Consider the following 14776-nt stretch of genomic DNA (forward strand, 5'->3'; position numbering starts at 1 on the left):
GCAACGACGAAAGGGGATCCGTGCAGGACTCCACGCCCGTCGCGGTCGGTATCGACGTGGGCGGCACCAAGACCCATCTCCGCGCGGGGGCGGGTTCCGGCGCCGATCACGTCCGTACGAGCAGCGGATGGCGGCCACACAACCCTGTGGCCGCCGCCGCGTGGCTGACCGCGCTGGTCCACGACGCCCTTCCCTCCGGCACGCGCCCCTCCGCCGTCGCGGTGGGCGGTCACGCCTGCGAGACGCCCCGGCAGTGCGAGGCCCTTCGTGTCGCACTCCAGGAACGGCTTCAGGTGCCGTGCCTGGTCGTCGGTGACGCCGAGCTCCTCGTGCCCGCCGCCGGCCTGGACAGGGGCGTCGGTCTCGTCGCCGGGACCGGTTCGGTGGCGGTCGGCCGGCTCGCCGACGGCAGCCCGGTGCAGGTAGGCGGCTGGGGTGCCGTGCTCGGCGACGAGGGCGGCGGCGCCGGTCTCGTCCGTGAGGCGGCACGAGCCGTGTGGGCGGCGCACGATCGCGGGGAGGCCCCCGACGCGCTGGCCGACCGGCTCGTCGCCGCCTTCGGCGTGCGTGAGGTCCCCGCTCTGGGCGCGGCGCTTGAGAGCGCCACGGACGTGTCGGCCGAGTGGGGCCGGCACGCTCCTGTCGTGTTCGCGGCGGCCGCGGACGGTTCCCTGATCGCCCGCGAGGTGATCGCGGACGGCGGCCGCGCGCTCGCCGCACTCGTCGTCCGGCTCGCCGAGCGCGGTGCCTTCGTCGACGACGTCGTGATCGCGGGCAGCACGATTCTGCGCCAGCCCGCTCTGTACGAGGCATTCGCCTCCGCCCTGGCCTCAGCCCTGCCGTCGGCGCGGCCCCACCGCCTCGGCGTGCCGCCGGTGCAGGGCGCGGTGGCACTCGCACAATCCCTCCTTCGGCCGGTCAGCCGCTGATCACCGCCGCGACACCAGGTGGTCATGAACCGGTCACGCGTCACCTCCAGTCTCTGCCCGAAGATCGTTCGAAGATCGCTCACCGTGAAAGGAGCGGCACCCGCATGCCGTCATCAGCCGGGCACCACACCACCAACCGGCGTGTCTTCCTGAGGAACTCACTCGGCGCCTCGGCGGGTCTCCTCGCCGCTCCGACCGTCGCCACGTGGTGGAAGGCCCCGGGGGCCCGGGCCGCCACGGCTCCCGCGGCCTTCGTCGACGACTACACCACCAACGTCACCTCCAACCTCACCCCCGAGACCAACGCGGTGATCCGCGCGCTCGGCGGATTCGCCGAGGTGTGGAAGACCGGAGCCGAGTGGGACACGGGCACCCCGCTCATGCCCGAGGTGCTGCGCGCCAACATGCGCTACTGCGCGCGCGTCACGGGCGGCCGCACGGACGCGCAGGCCCGCGATGCGTTCGTCTACGACCGGCAGCACCAGAGTTACGCGATGATCGCCGGGCTCGGCCCGCTCACCGAGCTGTACAAGTCGGGCGCCAAGGCGGTCACCTCCATCACGAGCGCCCCGGACGGCACGCCCTCGGGCAAGATCAACGACGCGGTGCCCGCCGACGCGCCCGCCGGTTCCGCGCTCGGCGCCGGCAGTTACGACTCGGACCTCGGACAGGTGGCCAGGCTGGTCGACGCCGTGCGCGGCCCGTTCGCCTCGGGCAACCCGGCCAAGTTCGCCTTCCAGTACCCCCGCCCGTGGCGGATGAACGAGGACAGCGAGGTCGTCGACACCGGCGAGAAGGACGCGCTCGGCTTCCCGGTGTACGACTCCGACGTGATCGTGGCTCCGCAACTGCTGTGGCAGCGCGGCACGAACGGCGAGGAGGACGGCGGCTTCCCCAGCGGCCACACCAACGCCTTCCACCTGGCCGGGCTGGCGTTCGCGTACGCGGTGCCCGAGCGCTTCCAGGAACTGGTGACCCGCGCCTTCGAGCTGAGCCACACCCGCATCATGTCGGGCATGCACTCCACGGTCGACGTCCTGGGCGGCCGCGTCATGGCCACGGCCCTCGCCGCCGCCGCGCTGGCGGACCCGAAGAACGCCGAGCTCAAGGCCGCCGCACGGAAGCAGGCCGCCGCCTACTTCCAGCAGCGGACGGGCACGACGGCCGACACCCTGTACGCGTACGCGCACTCGGCGGGCACGGACAGCGACCCGTACGCCGACCGGGCCGCCAACGCCCGCGCGGTCGAGCCCCGCCTGACCTACGTCCTCACCCGCGACGGCCGCTCCACCCCGCTGACCGTGCCCAAGGGCGCGGAGGTGCTGCTGGAGACGCGGCTGCCGTACCTGGACGCGGCGCAGCGGCGCGAGGTGCTGCGGACGACCGCGCTGCCGTCGGGGTACGTGCTGCTGGACGGCTGGGAGCAGTGGGGCCGGCTGAACCTGTTCGCGGCGGCCGACGGCTACGGCGCCTTCGACGCTGACGTGCGGGTGACGATGGACGCGGCGGCCGGCGGCTTCGGCGCGGCGGACACCTGGCGCAATGACATCTCCGGGCCCGGCGGCCTGGTCAAGAGCGGCAGCGGCTCGCTGACGCTGGCGGGCGCCAACCGGTACACGGGCGGCACCACCGTGAAGGAGGGCGTGCTGGCCGCGGGCTCGAAGGAGGCGTTCGGTCGCGGTGACGTCCGGGTGGCGGGCGGCACGCTGGCCACCGGCGACCACACCGTGCGGGTGCGCGGCGGGTACGCGCAGGCCGGCGCCCTCGACGTCACGCTCGACCGGGGCACGGATCCCGCCCTCGTGGTCGACGGTCGCGCGGTCCTGGAACGGGGCAGCTCGCTGGTGGTCCGGTTCGACGCCGAGCAGTCCCCGCGCCCCGGCAGCACGGTGGCGGTCATCGGGGCGCGGTCCCTTCAGGGCCGGTTCGCCGAGGTCACCGTGGCCGCCGAGGGCTGGCGGGCCGAGCAGGTCTTCACGGCTCACGGCCTGTCGGTACGACTGACCAGGAGCTGACGGTCGTCAGGCCTGGGATCCATCGGGCCTGGGACCCGACAGGCGGGGGGACCCGTCAGGCCTGGGTCCGGGACTCCAGGTCGAGACGGGTGTCGTTGCCGTAGACACCCGTCTCGTCGCCCCGGATGCCGTACCAGAGCTGGAAGCGGGCGACGGCCTCGGTGAGCGTGGCGTCGTAGGTGCCGCTGGTCGCACCGTTGTCGTACACGTTCGGGATCTTGCGCAGCCGCTGCTGGAGTTCGGCGACCTCGGGGCCGCTGTCGCCCTCGCGGAGGGTGCCCGGTCCGTCCGGGTCCTCGGCCTGCCGGGTGGGGGGCGCCGAGCTGGGCGCGCTCGGGGTCGGCGTCGGGGTGCTGGGGCGTGCCTCGTCGCTGGAGTCGCCGCCGGGCAGCAGCAGTGCGCAGCCGAAGCCGATCAGGGCCGCCGCGGCCACACCGACGACGACCGCGGCGCGGCGCAGATCCATGCCGCCCGCTCGCGGTGCGGAACCACGCCGCCGTGCCTGTCCGCGGCCCGGGCCCGCGCTGAAGTCCTCCCCCATCCTGACCGGCGGGAGTTCCTCGGTCTCCGGGTCGGGCAGGATGCGCTCGGGCGTCGGCGGGACGGGAACGGCCTCGTAGTCGTCCTCGGGTTCGCGTCGCGGGGGCTCCTGGCCCTCTGCCCGCGCGCGGTCCTGCTCGAACTCCCGCAGCAGTTCCGCCAGGGCCTCCGTCCGGCGGCGGCGCATGACGTAGGTGGGTTCGATCGGGCGACGCCTCGTCGTCTGCCCCGGTTCGGGCGGTGTCGACACACTGCTCTCCTTCCGTGCGAGCGGTCTCCCGCCATCCCCGAGGAGTGATACGGGGCCGCCGACCCGAGAGTTCAAACGGGGGCAGCACGTGTACCCCGGGGAGCTCAGGTCACGTGCGCCCGCTCGACGAAGCGGTCGAGGTGCTCGGGGGCCGGGCGCAGCAGGCCGTCCCGTACGGCGAGGGCCGTGGCCTCGGCACGGGAGGCGGAGCCGGTCTTGCGGAGCAGGTGCTCGATATGGCTGTGCACGGTGCGCGGGGAGAGGAACAGGGCCTGGGCGATGGCCCGGTCACCGGCGGCTCCGGCTCGGTTCTCGGCGTCCTGCTCGGCTGACACTGCTGAACGTGCCGACGTTCTGGCAGCAGATGGCCCAGGGGGCCGCACTGGTGGCGGGCGCGGCGCTCGCGTACTGGGCCAACAGCGAGGCCCTGCGCCGGTGCGGCATCGACGCGGACAGCGTGCCGCCACCGGGCGGTGTCATCGACACGGACCACGCCGGGGATCCCACCGGCATCCTGCGTGAGGCCGCGCAGCGGCTCGTCCAGGCGGCGCTCCCCTCTCCCACCGTCGCCCAGCGTCGGCAGGCCATCCGGAACGTGATCCGTGAGCTGCACACACGCGGCATCACCAGCTACACCGAGCCCGGTCTCGGCCCCGGCGGCGCCGGAACCCTGTTCGGGGGCCTGAGCACCGACAACTGGACCGCGTACGCCGAACTCGCCGAGGCCGGCGAACTCGACGCCCGCGTCAGTGTGCTGCTGCTGCCCGCGCCCATGGGCGGCTCGGCCGACGACCTGCGCAAGGGCCTGGCGGAGCTGCGCCGCCCCCGGTCCGCGGATCCTCGGGTGCTGCGCGCGATCGGCGTCAAGATCTTCGCCGACGGGGTGCCGCCGAACCGTACGGCCTGGATGAAGGAGCCGTACGCCGACGGCGGCCACGGAGCGCTGTGCGTGCACGGCGACACGCCGGCGCTGCAGGTCGACGAGCTGCACGAGATGGTCCGGATCGCCCACGAGGCCGGCTTCCAGCTCGGGGTGCACGTCACCGGCGACCTGGCCATCGACACGGTGGTGGACGCGTTCGTCTCCGCCCAGGCCCTGGCGCGCCGGCCGGACGCGCGGCACTACGTCATCCACGGCGACTTCATCGGCGCCGACAGCCTGCGACGGCTGGCCGCGAACGGCTGGGGCGTCAACATGAACCCGGCGATCAAATGGACCGTGTCGGACCTGATGGACGCGGTCGTGGGCCCCGAACGCTCGGCCTACCAGTGGCCGGTGCGGTCCGCCGTCGACGCCGGTGTGACGGTGTGCGCCAGCTCCGACGCGCCGATCACCGAACCCGACTGGCGTCAGGGCGTGGCCTCGATACTGCTGCGCGAGTCGAAGGCCGGCGGCAGGCCCAGCGGCCCCGAACAGTGCGTGCCCCTCGCCGAGGCACTGCGCGCCTACACCGCGAACCCGGCGTGGCAGGACTTCGCCGACACCTGGAAGGGCACGATCGAGCCGGGGAAGGTCGCGGACCTGTGCGTCCTGGACCGGCCTCTGCTGGACCTCGAGCCGCACGCCGTCACCGAGGCAGAGGTCGATCTCACCGTGTTCGACGGACGTGTCGTCTTCGAACGCTGAGGCCGCCCCCGGGCGAGGACGGGACGTGGGCCCGACGACCGGCGGGACCCGCCGTACAATTTGATCCCGAACGACCGGAACGGCGTGGAACGGGTCGTCCGGAGCAGTCGACGTGGACCGAAGGAGCGCCCGTGCCCGGCCAGCGATCCATCACCGAAGCCGAGAAGCTCGCCGCGGCGAAGCTGGGAGGCTTCCCGATCCGCCGGGACCAGATGGCGGCCGTGGCCAACATCTACCGGGCCGCGTCGGCGGTGCGGCAGCACCTGGAGAACTCCGTGCTCCGCGGCTCGGACCTGACGTGGACGGCCTTCGTGGTGCTGTGGGTGGTCTGGGTGTGGGGCGAGTCGGAGACACGGCACGTCGCCGAGGAGGCGGGGATCTCCAAGGGGACGCTGACCGGGGTGGCCCGCACCCTGGAGTCCCGGGGACTGGTGCGGCGGGCCGGTCACCCCTCCGACGGCCGGCTGGTCCTGCTGAGCCTCACCGACAAGGGCGAGGACCTCATGCAGCGGGTGTTCCCGGCGTTCAACGAGGAGGAGGCCTTCGTCACGGCGGGGCTGAGCGACGCGGAGTGCCGGACCCTCGCCGAGGGCCTGCGCCGGGTCGTGCTCCAGGTCGAGGAGCGGGGCGAGGAGCGGCGGCACGAACTGCTGGACGGAGCCGATCCGGCACCGCGGCGCAGCGGACGCCGCCCCAAGGCCTGAGAGCCGATCGGGGGCCGTCGTGCGAGCCGACGATCTCGTACCGCTGGGACGCACCGGACTGCGGGTCAGCCGTCTCGGCCTGGGCCTCGCGTCCCTGGGCGGACTCTTCGCGCCCGTCCCGGAGGAACAGGCCGCCGCCACGCTCGACCGGGCCTGGCAGCTGGGCATACGGCTCTACGACACGGCACCGGTCTACGGCTACGGCCGTTCGGAGGCCCGCACGGGCGCGGCTCTGGCGAACAGGCCGCGCGACGCGTACGTGCTCTGCACGAAGGTCGGCCGGATCATCGAGCCGGGAGGCACCGATACGCAGCCGATCTGGGCGGATCCGCCGCCGGGTGTGGGGCCCCGCCTCGACTACTCGTACGCCGGGGTGATGGCTTGCGTCGAGGAGAGCCTGGACCGGCTGGGGCTCGACCGCGTCGACGTGCTGCACGTCCACGACCCCGACGAGGACTTCGGGGCCGCCGTCGGCGAGGCCTACCGGGCCCTGGCCGACCTGCGCGCGCGGGGCGTCATCGGGGCGGTGTCGATCGGTGTCAACCACGCGCCGGTCGCCGCCGCGTTCCTGCGCGCCGCCGCCCCGCCGGGACCCGACTGCGTTCTGCTCGCCGGGCGGTACAACCTGCTCGACCAGTCGGGGCTCGACGACTTGCTGCCGCTGTGCGCCGAGCGCGGTGTCGCCGTCATGGCGGCGGGCGTCTACCAGTCGGGACTGCTCGCGGACCCTCGTGCGGGCGCGCCCCACGGGTACGACAGGGTTCCCGCCGGACTGGCGGGGCGTGTGCGGGAGCTGCGGGCCGTGTGTGCCGCCTTCGGGGTGCCACCGCTGGCGGCGGCCGTGCAGTTCCCCTTCGGCCATCCGGCGGTCGCCTGCGTGGTGGTCGGCGCCCGTTCACCGGAGGAGGTCGCCGGCAGCGTCGCGTATCTGCGCCACCCGGTTCCGGCGGGCTTCTGGGCGGCCGTCAGGGCGAGGAGGCTGCTGCCCGAAGGGACTCCGACGCCCACCACGGCGTGACATGAGCTTCTGGGCCGCTGAGCCGCTGGGCCACGTCACCCTCGCCCGGCCGGGACCTTCCCGACGGGGACGGCGGGGAGCACAGCCGAGACCTCCCAGCCCCGGCCCTCCTCGCGGGGCCGGGCCTGGAGCCGGCCGCCGAGCGCGGTCACCCGCTCGGTGAGTCCGACGAGGCCGAAGCCGCCGCCCCGGGCCGCTTCCGGGAGCGAGGCGCCGCCGCGTCCGTCGTCGCGCACCACGACCTCCAGGGCGCCCGCGGCGTACCGCAGGCCGACGGTGACCTCGGTGGCGTCGGCGGCGTGACGGCGCACGTTCGTGAGGGCCTCCTGCACCACCCGGAAGGCGGCGGCCTGCACCTCGTGCGGCAGGTCGTCCGGCACCGCGGGGTCCCGGTGCAGCACGGGCCTGCGCCCGTCGACTCCACCGACCCCGTCGAAGCCGCCGACCAGATCCGTGACGGCGGCCAGGTCGCCGACCGGGCGACGGTCGGCGGGCTCGGTTTCGTCGTCGTGCTCGCGCAGGACACCGACCGTGCGGCGCATCGACGCGAGCGCCTCGGTCGCGGCCCGCTCGATGCCCGCGAGGACCGGGTCGAGCCCTTCGTGGTCGGTCGCGGCCATCATGCGGGCCACCTGCGCCTGCACCAGGATCCCGGTGACGTGGTGGGCGACGAAGTCGTGCAGGTCGGCGGCCATGGCGAGCCGTTCGGCCCGGCGGGTGTCGGTCACGGCCATCGTCCGGCGGTTGTCCAGGGTGCGGAGGTAGGCGGCCAGCCCCGCCACGCCGCCGGTGAGCAGCAGGAGAGCGAACTGCACCCCGAAGGCGCCGGCGTCGCCGGGGTCGAGGGCGAAGTAGGGCAGCATCAGGGCGAGCAGGGCGATCCCGTTGAGCGCCCCGCACACCAGCGCCCACCTGGGCGTACACGTCCGGACGGCGACCGTCAGCAGGCACAGCAGCACCGCCGCCTCGCCGGGGCCGAATCCTCCCTCCTCGCCGTCCGCGACGAGGAGCACCACGTACACGAGTGCCGCGAGGGCCGGCAGGCCGGTCCGCACGGGCGGGGTGAGCCACGCGGGCCTCCGCTCGGCGGGCCACAGCAGCGCGGTCAGCCCGATGGCCGCGACGCCGACCTGCGGCCAGACGGGGGCGTCGTTGGTGCCCTGCAGCAGTACGTCGGCGCCGCAGGCCAGGAGCAGCGCGATGACGCCGCCCCCGCGTATGCAGCCCGGCTGCCGCTGCTGCCCCGGCCGGTCGGCGTGACCACTCTCGGGGATCGCGGCGATCTTGGTGTCGTGCGTGAGGTTCACACGGATCACGGTAAACAGCGCTCGTGTCCGCCGTATCGGCCGTTCGGCCGAGGCGGCGCCGGTCGGGGGCCACTGGCACGGCCGTTCGGCCGATGCGGCCGCAGCCGGCACCGGGCGAGGCTGTGGGTCAGCCGTCCTCACCCCGACTGCGGGAGCGCCGCAGGGAAGGGAGCCACCGTCAGGCATGATGCGCTCATGACCGACCGCACCAACCGCACCGACCGCACTCCGATCCGCGTTCTGATCGCCGACGACCAGGACATGGTTCGCACCGGCTTCCGTTTCTTCCTCGACGCGCAGCCGGACATGACGGTGGTCGCCGAGGCCTCCGACGGGGAGTCGGCCGTGCGGCTGGCCCGCGAGGTGCGGCCCGACGTGTGCCTGCTGGACATCCGCATGCCCAGGATGGACGGTCTGGAGGCCACGCGGCTCCTGGCCGGACCGGACGTCGCCGACCCGCTGCGGGTGGTCGTGGTCACCACGTTCGACCTGGACGAGTACGTCTACGGCGCGCTGCGCGGCGGCGCCTGCGGCTTCCTGCTCAAGGACTCCGGCCCCACACTGCTGGCCGAGGCCGTGCGCGCCGCCGCCGTGGGTGACTCCCTGGTGTCCCCGTCCATCACGGTGAGGCTGCTCAAGCACGTGACGGCGGAGCCCGCGCGGCCCGCCGCGCCCACGGCCCCGTCTCCCCGGGAGGCGCTCACCGACCGTGAGCTCGACGTGGTCCGCCTGGTGGCCCTGGGCCACACCAACGCCGAGATCGCCGCGTCCATGTTCGTCTCCCTGTCCACGGTGAAGACGCACCTCGCGAGCATCCAGCTCAAGCTCGCCGCCCGCAACCGCGTGGAGATCGCGGCCTGGGCCTGGCAGACGGGACACGCGGGCGACCGTTCCTGAGGATCCGCCGGGACAGACGGCACGGCAACGGGCCACCACCGAAAACCGGTTGGGGTTCTGACGCGCTCCCGTCAGGATGGCGGGCGGTCGCATGTCGTGGCCCGACGGGAGGAACCGGAACGCGTGATGAGGACGCATCGGCTCGGACGCAGCGCGGTCGAGGTCACGGAGCTGGGTTTCGGCGGCGGTCCGCTCGGCGGGCTCTTCGAGCCGCTGGACGACGACACCGCCGCGGAGGCTCTGGCGGCGGCCTGGGCCGCGGGGATCCGCTACTTCGACACGTCGCCGCACTACGGGATCGGCCACTCCGAGCGTCGTATCGGCGAGCTGCTGCGGACCAAGCCCCGCGGCGACTTCACGCTCTCGACGAAGGTCGGCCGTCTGCTCGTGCCGCAGGATCCGGCGGGCCGCCGGGACGAGAGCTTCCAGGTGCCCGCCACACACCGGCGGGTGTGGGACTTCTCCCGCGACGGCGTGCTGCGCAGCGTCGAGGACTCCCTCACCCGGATGGGGGCCGATCGCGTCGACGTGCTGTTCCTGCACGACGCGGAGCAGCACTTGGAGAGCGCGCTGCGGGACGGGTTCCCGGCACTGGCCGAACTCCGCTCGCAGGGCGTGGTGGGGGCCGTCGGCGCGGGCATGTACGACCCGGCGAAACTGACGACGCTGGTACGGGAGACCGACGCCGACGTGGTGATGCTGTCCGGCCGCTACACTCTGCTGGACCACAGCGCGCTCGACGACCTGCTGCCGGCGTGCGCCGAACGCGGTGTCTCCGTACTCGCGGCGTCCGTCTTCAACTCCGGTCTGCTCGCCACACCCCGGCCCACCTCCGGTGCGCGCTACGACTACGCGCCGGCCTCATCCGAACAGCTGAGCAGGGCCCACCTCCTGGCCGACGTCTGCGAGACCCACGGCGTGACGCTCCCGCAGGCCGCGATGGCGTTCCCGCTGTTCCACCCGGTCGTCACCTCCGTCGTGCTCGGCATGCGGTCGGCGCATGAGGTGCGGCGCAACGTGGCCTCGTTCGCGGCCGCCGTGCCGTCGGGGCTGTGGGACGACCTGCGCACCGCGGGACTGCTGGACGATCGGGCGCCCACGAGCCCCTGAGGCCGAGCGTCACGAGCGGCCGGGCCCGGTGTCACGACCGACCGGGCCCACCGCTGCCGAACGAACCGCTGGACCCCGGGTCCCAGCGTCGGCGTGTCTGGTCCTCGCTGCGCTTGCTCCCGGAGGAGTGGAGCTGGTGCGGGGTGAGCCGCTCGCCCTCGGCCCCCGCCCTGGGGACCTCGTCCGGCTCCCGCATCTGCCGGGTCTCGTGGACGGGCCCTGACTCCGGCAGTGTGGGGTGCTCGCCGCGCCGGGGTGTTCGGGGCTCGCGGCGCCGTACCTGCATCCCGAGCCGGACCGCCCAGATGAGCGCGCCAACGATGACGAGCCCGGCGATGAGGACCGCGATCACACCGCCCGCGTTCGTCGCGGCTGCTTCGTACTGGTTCGTGGTCATGGGCGCCGAGTACCCCGCCCCCGGCGGTGAATACTCCGCGTACTCCGTCCGGGCGCGTCGTGGTCACCGCGCCCGGATGCCCCTCCGACGGCGGACACCGGGGCGTGGCGCGGGCGGGTTTCCCCGATGGCGGCGATAGCGTCGCCACGCCGGTCCCGGTCCGGTGACCGCCGGTCTCCTTCCGACGGGCCAGGGCACTCGCGAGGCGCTCCCCTGCTGTGCGGCACGGCTCTCCTGGCGCGGCGGGCCCGGGTGAGCCCCGTGGAGGAGGACGATGACCGAACTGTCAGAGGGCGTCCGCACACCCCGTCGGCGGACCGCCCCCACCGCCCCTCTCGGCCGCAGGCTGCTGCGCTGGGCCACCACCACCGATCACAAGGTGATCGGCCGTCTCTACATGGTCACGGCCTTCTGCTTCTTCCTGCTCGCCGGCCTGATGGCCATCGCGATGCGGGCCGAACTCACCCGTCCCGGACTGCAGTTCATGAACGAGCAGACGTACAACCAGTTGTTCACGATCCACGGCACGATCATGATGCTGCTCTTCGCGACACCGATGTTCGCGGGGTTCGCGAACGCGGTGATGCCGCTGCAGATCGGCGCGCCCGACGTGGCGTTCCCCCGCCTGAACGCGCTGTCGTACTGGATGTACCTGTTCGGCGGTCTGATGGTGATCGCGGGCTTCGTCGTGCCGGGTGGTGCCGCGGCGTTCGGCTGGTTCGCCTACGCGCCGCTGAACAGCGCCTACTACTCCCCCGGAGCGGGCGGCGATCTGTGGGTGATGGGCCTGGTGGTGACCGGCGTGTCGACCACGCTCGGCGCGGTCAACTTCATCACCACGATCATGTGTCTGCGCGCCCCCGGCATGACGATGTTCCGGATGCCGATCTTCACGTGGAACATCCTGTTCACGTCGGTCCTCGTGCTGCCGGCGTTCCCGGTGCTGACCGCCACGCTGCTGGCCCTGGAGGCGGACCGCAAGTTCGGGGCGCACGTCTTCGACGCGGCGAACGGGGGCGCCATCCTGTGGCAGCACCTGTTCTGGTTCTTCGGTCACCCGGAGGTCTACATCGTCGCCCTGCCGTTCTTCGGGGTCATCACGGAGATCGTGCCGGTGTTCTCCCGCAAACCCATCTTCGGGTACCTGCCGCTGATCGGCGCGACCATCCTGATCACCATGCTGTCCGCGGTCGTGTGGGCGCACCACATGTTCGCCACCGGTGCGGTGCTGCTGCCGTTCTTCTCCGTGATGTCGTTCCTGATCGCGGTGCCCACGGGGATCAAGTTCTTCGTGTGGATCGGCACGATGCACAAGGGGTCGCTGTCGTTCGAGACGCCGATGCTGTGGGCGACGGGTTTCCTGGTGACGTTCCTGCTCGGCGGCCTGAGTGGGGTGCTCATCGCGTCGCCGCCGCTCGACTTCCACCTCACCGACTCGTACTTCATCGTCGCCCACCTGCACTACGTGCTGTTCGGCACCGTGGTCTTCGCGATGTTCGCCGGGTTCTACTTCTGGTGGCCGAAACTGACGGGGAAGATGCTCGACGAGCGGCTCGGCAAGCTGCACTTCTGGCTGCTGTTCCCCGCCTTCCAGCTGACCTTCTTCGTGCAGCACTGGCTCGGCGAGGAGGGCATGCCCCGCCGGTACGCCGACTACCTGCCCTCCGACGGCTTCACGCTCCTCAACACGCTGTCCTCGGTGGGCGCGTTCCTGCTCGGCATCTCCACGCTGCCGTTCCTGTACAACGTCTGGCGCACCTCCCGGTACGGCAGGCCCGTGACCGAGGACGACCCGTGGGGGTACGGACGCGGGCTGGAGTGGGCGACGTCGTGTCCGCCGCCCCGCCACAACTTCGTGGCCCTTCCCCGCGTACGGTCCGAGTCGCCCGCGTTCGAGCTGCACCATCCGGAGATCGTCAAGCAGGCGAAGGAACAGGGGCTGCGATGAAGGTCGAGGCGTTCCTCTTCGGCGGCGTCGCCGTGTTCTTCGCGTTCACCGCCGCCCTGTACGGCTGGTGGTCCCGCGATCCCGCCGGGACGTCGGCACTGGTGGTCGCCTGTCTGATGGGCGCCCTGGTGTCCTTCTTCTGCGCGGTGCAGTACCGGCGCAAGGGCCGGCGCCCGCAGGACCGCCGTGACGCGGAGGTCGCCGAGGGCAGCGGACCGCTGGAGTTCTTCCCGCCGAGCAGTCCCTGGCCGATCGTCACGGCTCTCGGCTTCGCGATCACGGCCGTCGGTGTGGTCTACGGGCTGTGGCTGTTCCTCATCGGCGTCGGCGTGCTGGCTCGGGGCGTTCTGGGGATGGCGTTCCAGTACGCCCGTCGCCTGGAGTGAGCGGCGGCCTGGGCGCACCGGGCCGGAACGTGTCGACGGGCCGGTGACCGCTCTCGTACCCGCCCTCCACGGTCTGCCGCACCTCGCCGGTCTCGTCCCCCTTGTCGAGGCGCTCGCGTTCGTGGTCCAGCAGGGCGTGACAGAGCCGGCGTGTGATCAGGAAGGCGAGGATGGGCCCCACCACGAGGGCGGTGCGCAACACCACGGTCAGCGTGTTGATCGAGATACGGAACGTCTGGGCGACGATGTCGTTGCCTCCGGCCAGCAGCAGGACACCGTAGAAGGTGACGCCGGCGGCACCGAGACCGGTGCGGACGGGGCGTTCCCGCGGACGGTCGCACAGGTGCTGCTCCTGGCGCCACTCCCCCGTCAGCCGCTGCTCGACGAACGGGTACAGGTAGAGCGCCGTGAAGAGCAGCCCGGGCAGGACGACCGCCGGCAGGAGCACGTTCCACATGATGGTGTGTCCGGCGACGGTCGTCTCCCAGGGCGGGACCAGCCGCAGCGCGCCCTCCAGGAACCCCACGTACCAGTCCGGTTGGGACCCGGTCGACGCGATGTCCGGCCGGTAGGGCCCGTACACCCACACCGGGTTGATCTGGGCGACCCCGCCGAGGACGGTGAGCACACCGAAGACGATGAAGGACAGGCCGGCGGAGGAGGCGACGAACTGCGGGACGAAGGGTTTGCCGACGGCGTTCCGGTTGGACCTGCCAGGGCCCCGCCACTGGGTGTGCTTCAGGTAGAACACCAGGATCAGGTGCACGGTGACGAGGGCGATCAGCGCCGCGGGCAGCAGCAGGATGTGCAGGCTGTAGAGCCTGGGGATGATGTCCTCGCCGGGGAACTCGGCGCCGAACGCGAACATGCTCACGTACGTGCCCACAACCGGGATGGACAGCATGATGCCCTGGGCGATACGGAGTCCCGTGCCGGAGAGCAGGTCGTCGGGGAGCGAGTAGCCCGCGAAGCCCTCGGCGAGGGTGATCACGAACAGGGTGACGCCGATGACCCAGTTCACCTCACGGGGCCGGCGAAAGGCTCCGGTGAAGAAGATCCGCAGCAGGTGCAGACCGATGGCGGCGACGAAGACGAGGGCCGCCCAGTGGTGCGTCTGCCGGATGAGGAGGCCGCCGCGCACGTCGAAGCTGATGTGCAGGGTCGAGTCGAAGGCCTCCGACATGGGCACGCCGCGCAGGGGCACATAGCTGCCGTCGTAGACCACCTCCCCCATGTCCGGTTTGAAGAACAGCGTCAGCCATACGCCGGTGAGCAGCAGCAGAATCAGGCTGTAGAGCGCGATCTCGCCCAGGAAGAACGACCAGTGGTGGGGGAAGGACTTGCGCAGCATTCCGCGGCCGGCGGTGTACATCCCCAGCCGGCCGTCGACCGCGTCGGCGAACCGCTCACCGGCGGGTACGGCTCCGGAAGGCGACTGCCGCGCGACCGAGGTCCGGCGCGGCGCTCTCACGTCGCGTCCCGGACTCGGCCCGCGGACTCCTCGTACCGCTGGTGCTCCACGGTTCGCCTCCACCTGCCCGTGACCGGATCGTCCGTCGCCATCCCTTGCCGTCGAGCCGCGGGGGCGAGTACTCAGGCGCCGGGAAACACTCGCGCGGCCCGTGGACGGCACTCGTTCGGGTGCCGT

Annotated in this window: 14 protein-coding genes; 9 read left to right on the plus strand and 5 right to left on the minus strand. The window is 72.4% G+C overall.

Annotation, left to right across the window (positions count from 1 at the left end):
• Positions 1-20 precede the first annotated feature (20 nt).
• Complete coding sequence (locus tag AB0959_RS35585; protein WP_366830871.1) at positions 21-929, plus strand: BadF/BadG/BcrA/BcrD ATPase family protein; 909 nt, start codon at positions 21-23, stop codon at positions 927-929.
• Between the two features lie 104 nt (positions 930-1033).
• Positions 1034-2944 carry a phosphatase PAP2 family protein gene (locus AB0959_RS35590; RefSeq protein ID WP_366830872.1) on the plus strand — a complete coding sequence of 637 codons (1911 nt, stop codon included), beginning with the start codon at positions 1034-1036 and terminating at the stop codon, positions 2942-2944.
• A gap of 55 nt (positions 2945-2999) precedes the next feature.
• Here AB0959_RS35590 and AB0959_RS35595 read toward each other — a convergent pair whose 3' ends face one another.
• Together AB0959_RS35595 and AB0959_RS35600 are read right to left on the minus strand one after the other, a co-directional pair.
• Complete coding sequence (locus AB0959_RS35595) at positions 3000-3734, minus strand: peptidoglycan-binding domain-containing protein (protein WP_366830873.1); 735 nt, start codon at positions 3732-3734, stop codon at positions 3000-3002.
• A gap of 104 nt (positions 3735-3838) precedes the next feature.
• Complete coding sequence (locus AB0959_RS35600; RefSeq protein ID WP_366830874.1) at positions 3839-4069, minus strand: LuxR C-terminal-related transcriptional regulator; 231 nt, start codon at positions 4067-4069, stop codon at positions 3839-3841.
• 8 nt (positions 4070-4077) lie between these two features.
• Between AB0959_RS35600 and AB0959_RS35605 the strand changes: the two genes are divergently transcribed.
• The 3 genes from AB0959_RS35605 (at position 4078) to AB0959_RS35615 (ending at position 7083) form a co-directional block, all read left to right on the plus strand.
• Positions 4078-5361: an amidohydrolase gene (locus AB0959_RS35605; RefSeq protein ID WP_366830875.1), complete on the plus strand. Its 1284-nt coding sequence runs from the start codon at positions 4078-4080 to the stop codon at positions 5359-5361.
• A gap of 131 nt (positions 5362-5492) precedes the next feature.
• Positions 5493-6065, plus strand: a complete 573-nt coding sequence (locus tag AB0959_RS35610; protein ID WP_366830876.1) for a MarR family transcriptional regulator — start codon at positions 5493-5495, stop codon at positions 6063-6065.
• Positions 6066-6084: 19 nt separating this feature from the next.
• Complete coding sequence (locus AB0959_RS35615) at positions 6085-7083, plus strand: aldo/keto reductase (protein WP_366830877.1); 999 nt, start codon at positions 6085-6087, stop codon at positions 7081-7083.
• Between the two features lie 35 nt (positions 7084-7118).
• On the opposite strand, the gene AB0959_RS35620 is transcribed toward AB0959_RS35615, so the two are convergent.
• Complete coding sequence (locus AB0959_RS35620; protein ID WP_366830878.1) at positions 7119-8390, minus strand: histidine kinase; 1272 nt, start codon at positions 8388-8390, stop codon at positions 7119-7121.
• A 195-nt stretch (positions 8391-8585) separates the two neighbouring features.
• Between AB0959_RS35620 and AB0959_RS35625 the strand changes: the two genes are divergently transcribed.
• A complete protein-coding gene (locus AB0959_RS35625) occupies positions 8586-9287 on the plus strand; it encodes a response regulator transcription factor (protein WP_366830879.1) in 702 nt (233 codons plus the stop codon).
• 126 nt (positions 9288-9413) lie between these two features.
• The gene (locus tag AB0959_RS35630; protein ID WP_366830887.1) at positions 9414-10397 is read left to right on the plus strand and encodes an aldo/keto reductase; all 984 of its coding nucleotides are present in this window, start codon (positions 9414-9416) and stop codon (positions 10395-10397) included.
• A gap of 31 nt (positions 10398-10428) precedes the next feature.
• Here AB0959_RS35630 and AB0959_RS35635 read toward each other — a convergent pair whose 3' ends face one another.
• Positions 10429-10794 carry a DUF6479 family protein gene (locus tag AB0959_RS35635; RefSeq protein ID WP_366830880.1) on the minus strand — a complete coding sequence of 122 codons (366 nt, stop codon included), beginning with the start codon at positions 10792-10794 and terminating at the stop codon, positions 10429-10431.
• Between the two features lie 274 nt (positions 10795-11068).
• Here AB0959_RS35635 and ctaD point away from each other — a divergent pair, with 274 nt between their 5' ends.
• Together ctaD and AB0959_RS35645 are read left to right on the plus strand one after the other, a co-directional pair.
• Positions 11069-12742: a cytochrome c oxidase subunit I gene (gene ctaD / locus AB0959_RS35640; RefSeq protein ID WP_366830881.1), complete on the plus strand. Its 1674-nt coding sequence runs from the start codon at positions 11069-11071 to the stop codon at positions 12740-12742.
• Complete coding sequence (locus tag AB0959_RS35645) at positions 12739-13128, plus strand: cytochrome c oxidase subunit 4 (RefSeq protein ID WP_366830882.1); 390 nt, start codon at positions 12739-12741, stop codon at positions 13126-13128. Before ctaD ends, AB0959_RS35645 begins: the two co-directional genes overlap by 4 nt.
• On the opposite strand, the gene AB0959_RS35650 is transcribed toward AB0959_RS35645, so the two are convergent.
• Positions 13058-14500, minus strand: coding sequence for a ubiquinol-cytochrome c reductase cytochrome b subunit (locus AB0959_RS35650; RefSeq protein WP_366830888.1), 1443 nt, complete (start codon positions 14498-14500; stop codon positions 13058-13060). The genes AB0959_RS35645 and AB0959_RS35650 overlap by 71 nt on opposite strands.
• Between the last annotated feature and the right edge of the window lie 276 nt (positions 14501-14776).

It is taken from the genome of Streptomyces sp. NPDC046862 (assembly GCF_040704615.1).
In the GTDB taxonomy this organism is placed as follows: Bacteria; Actinomycetota; Actinomycetes; order Streptomycetales; family Streptomycetaceae; genus Streptomyces.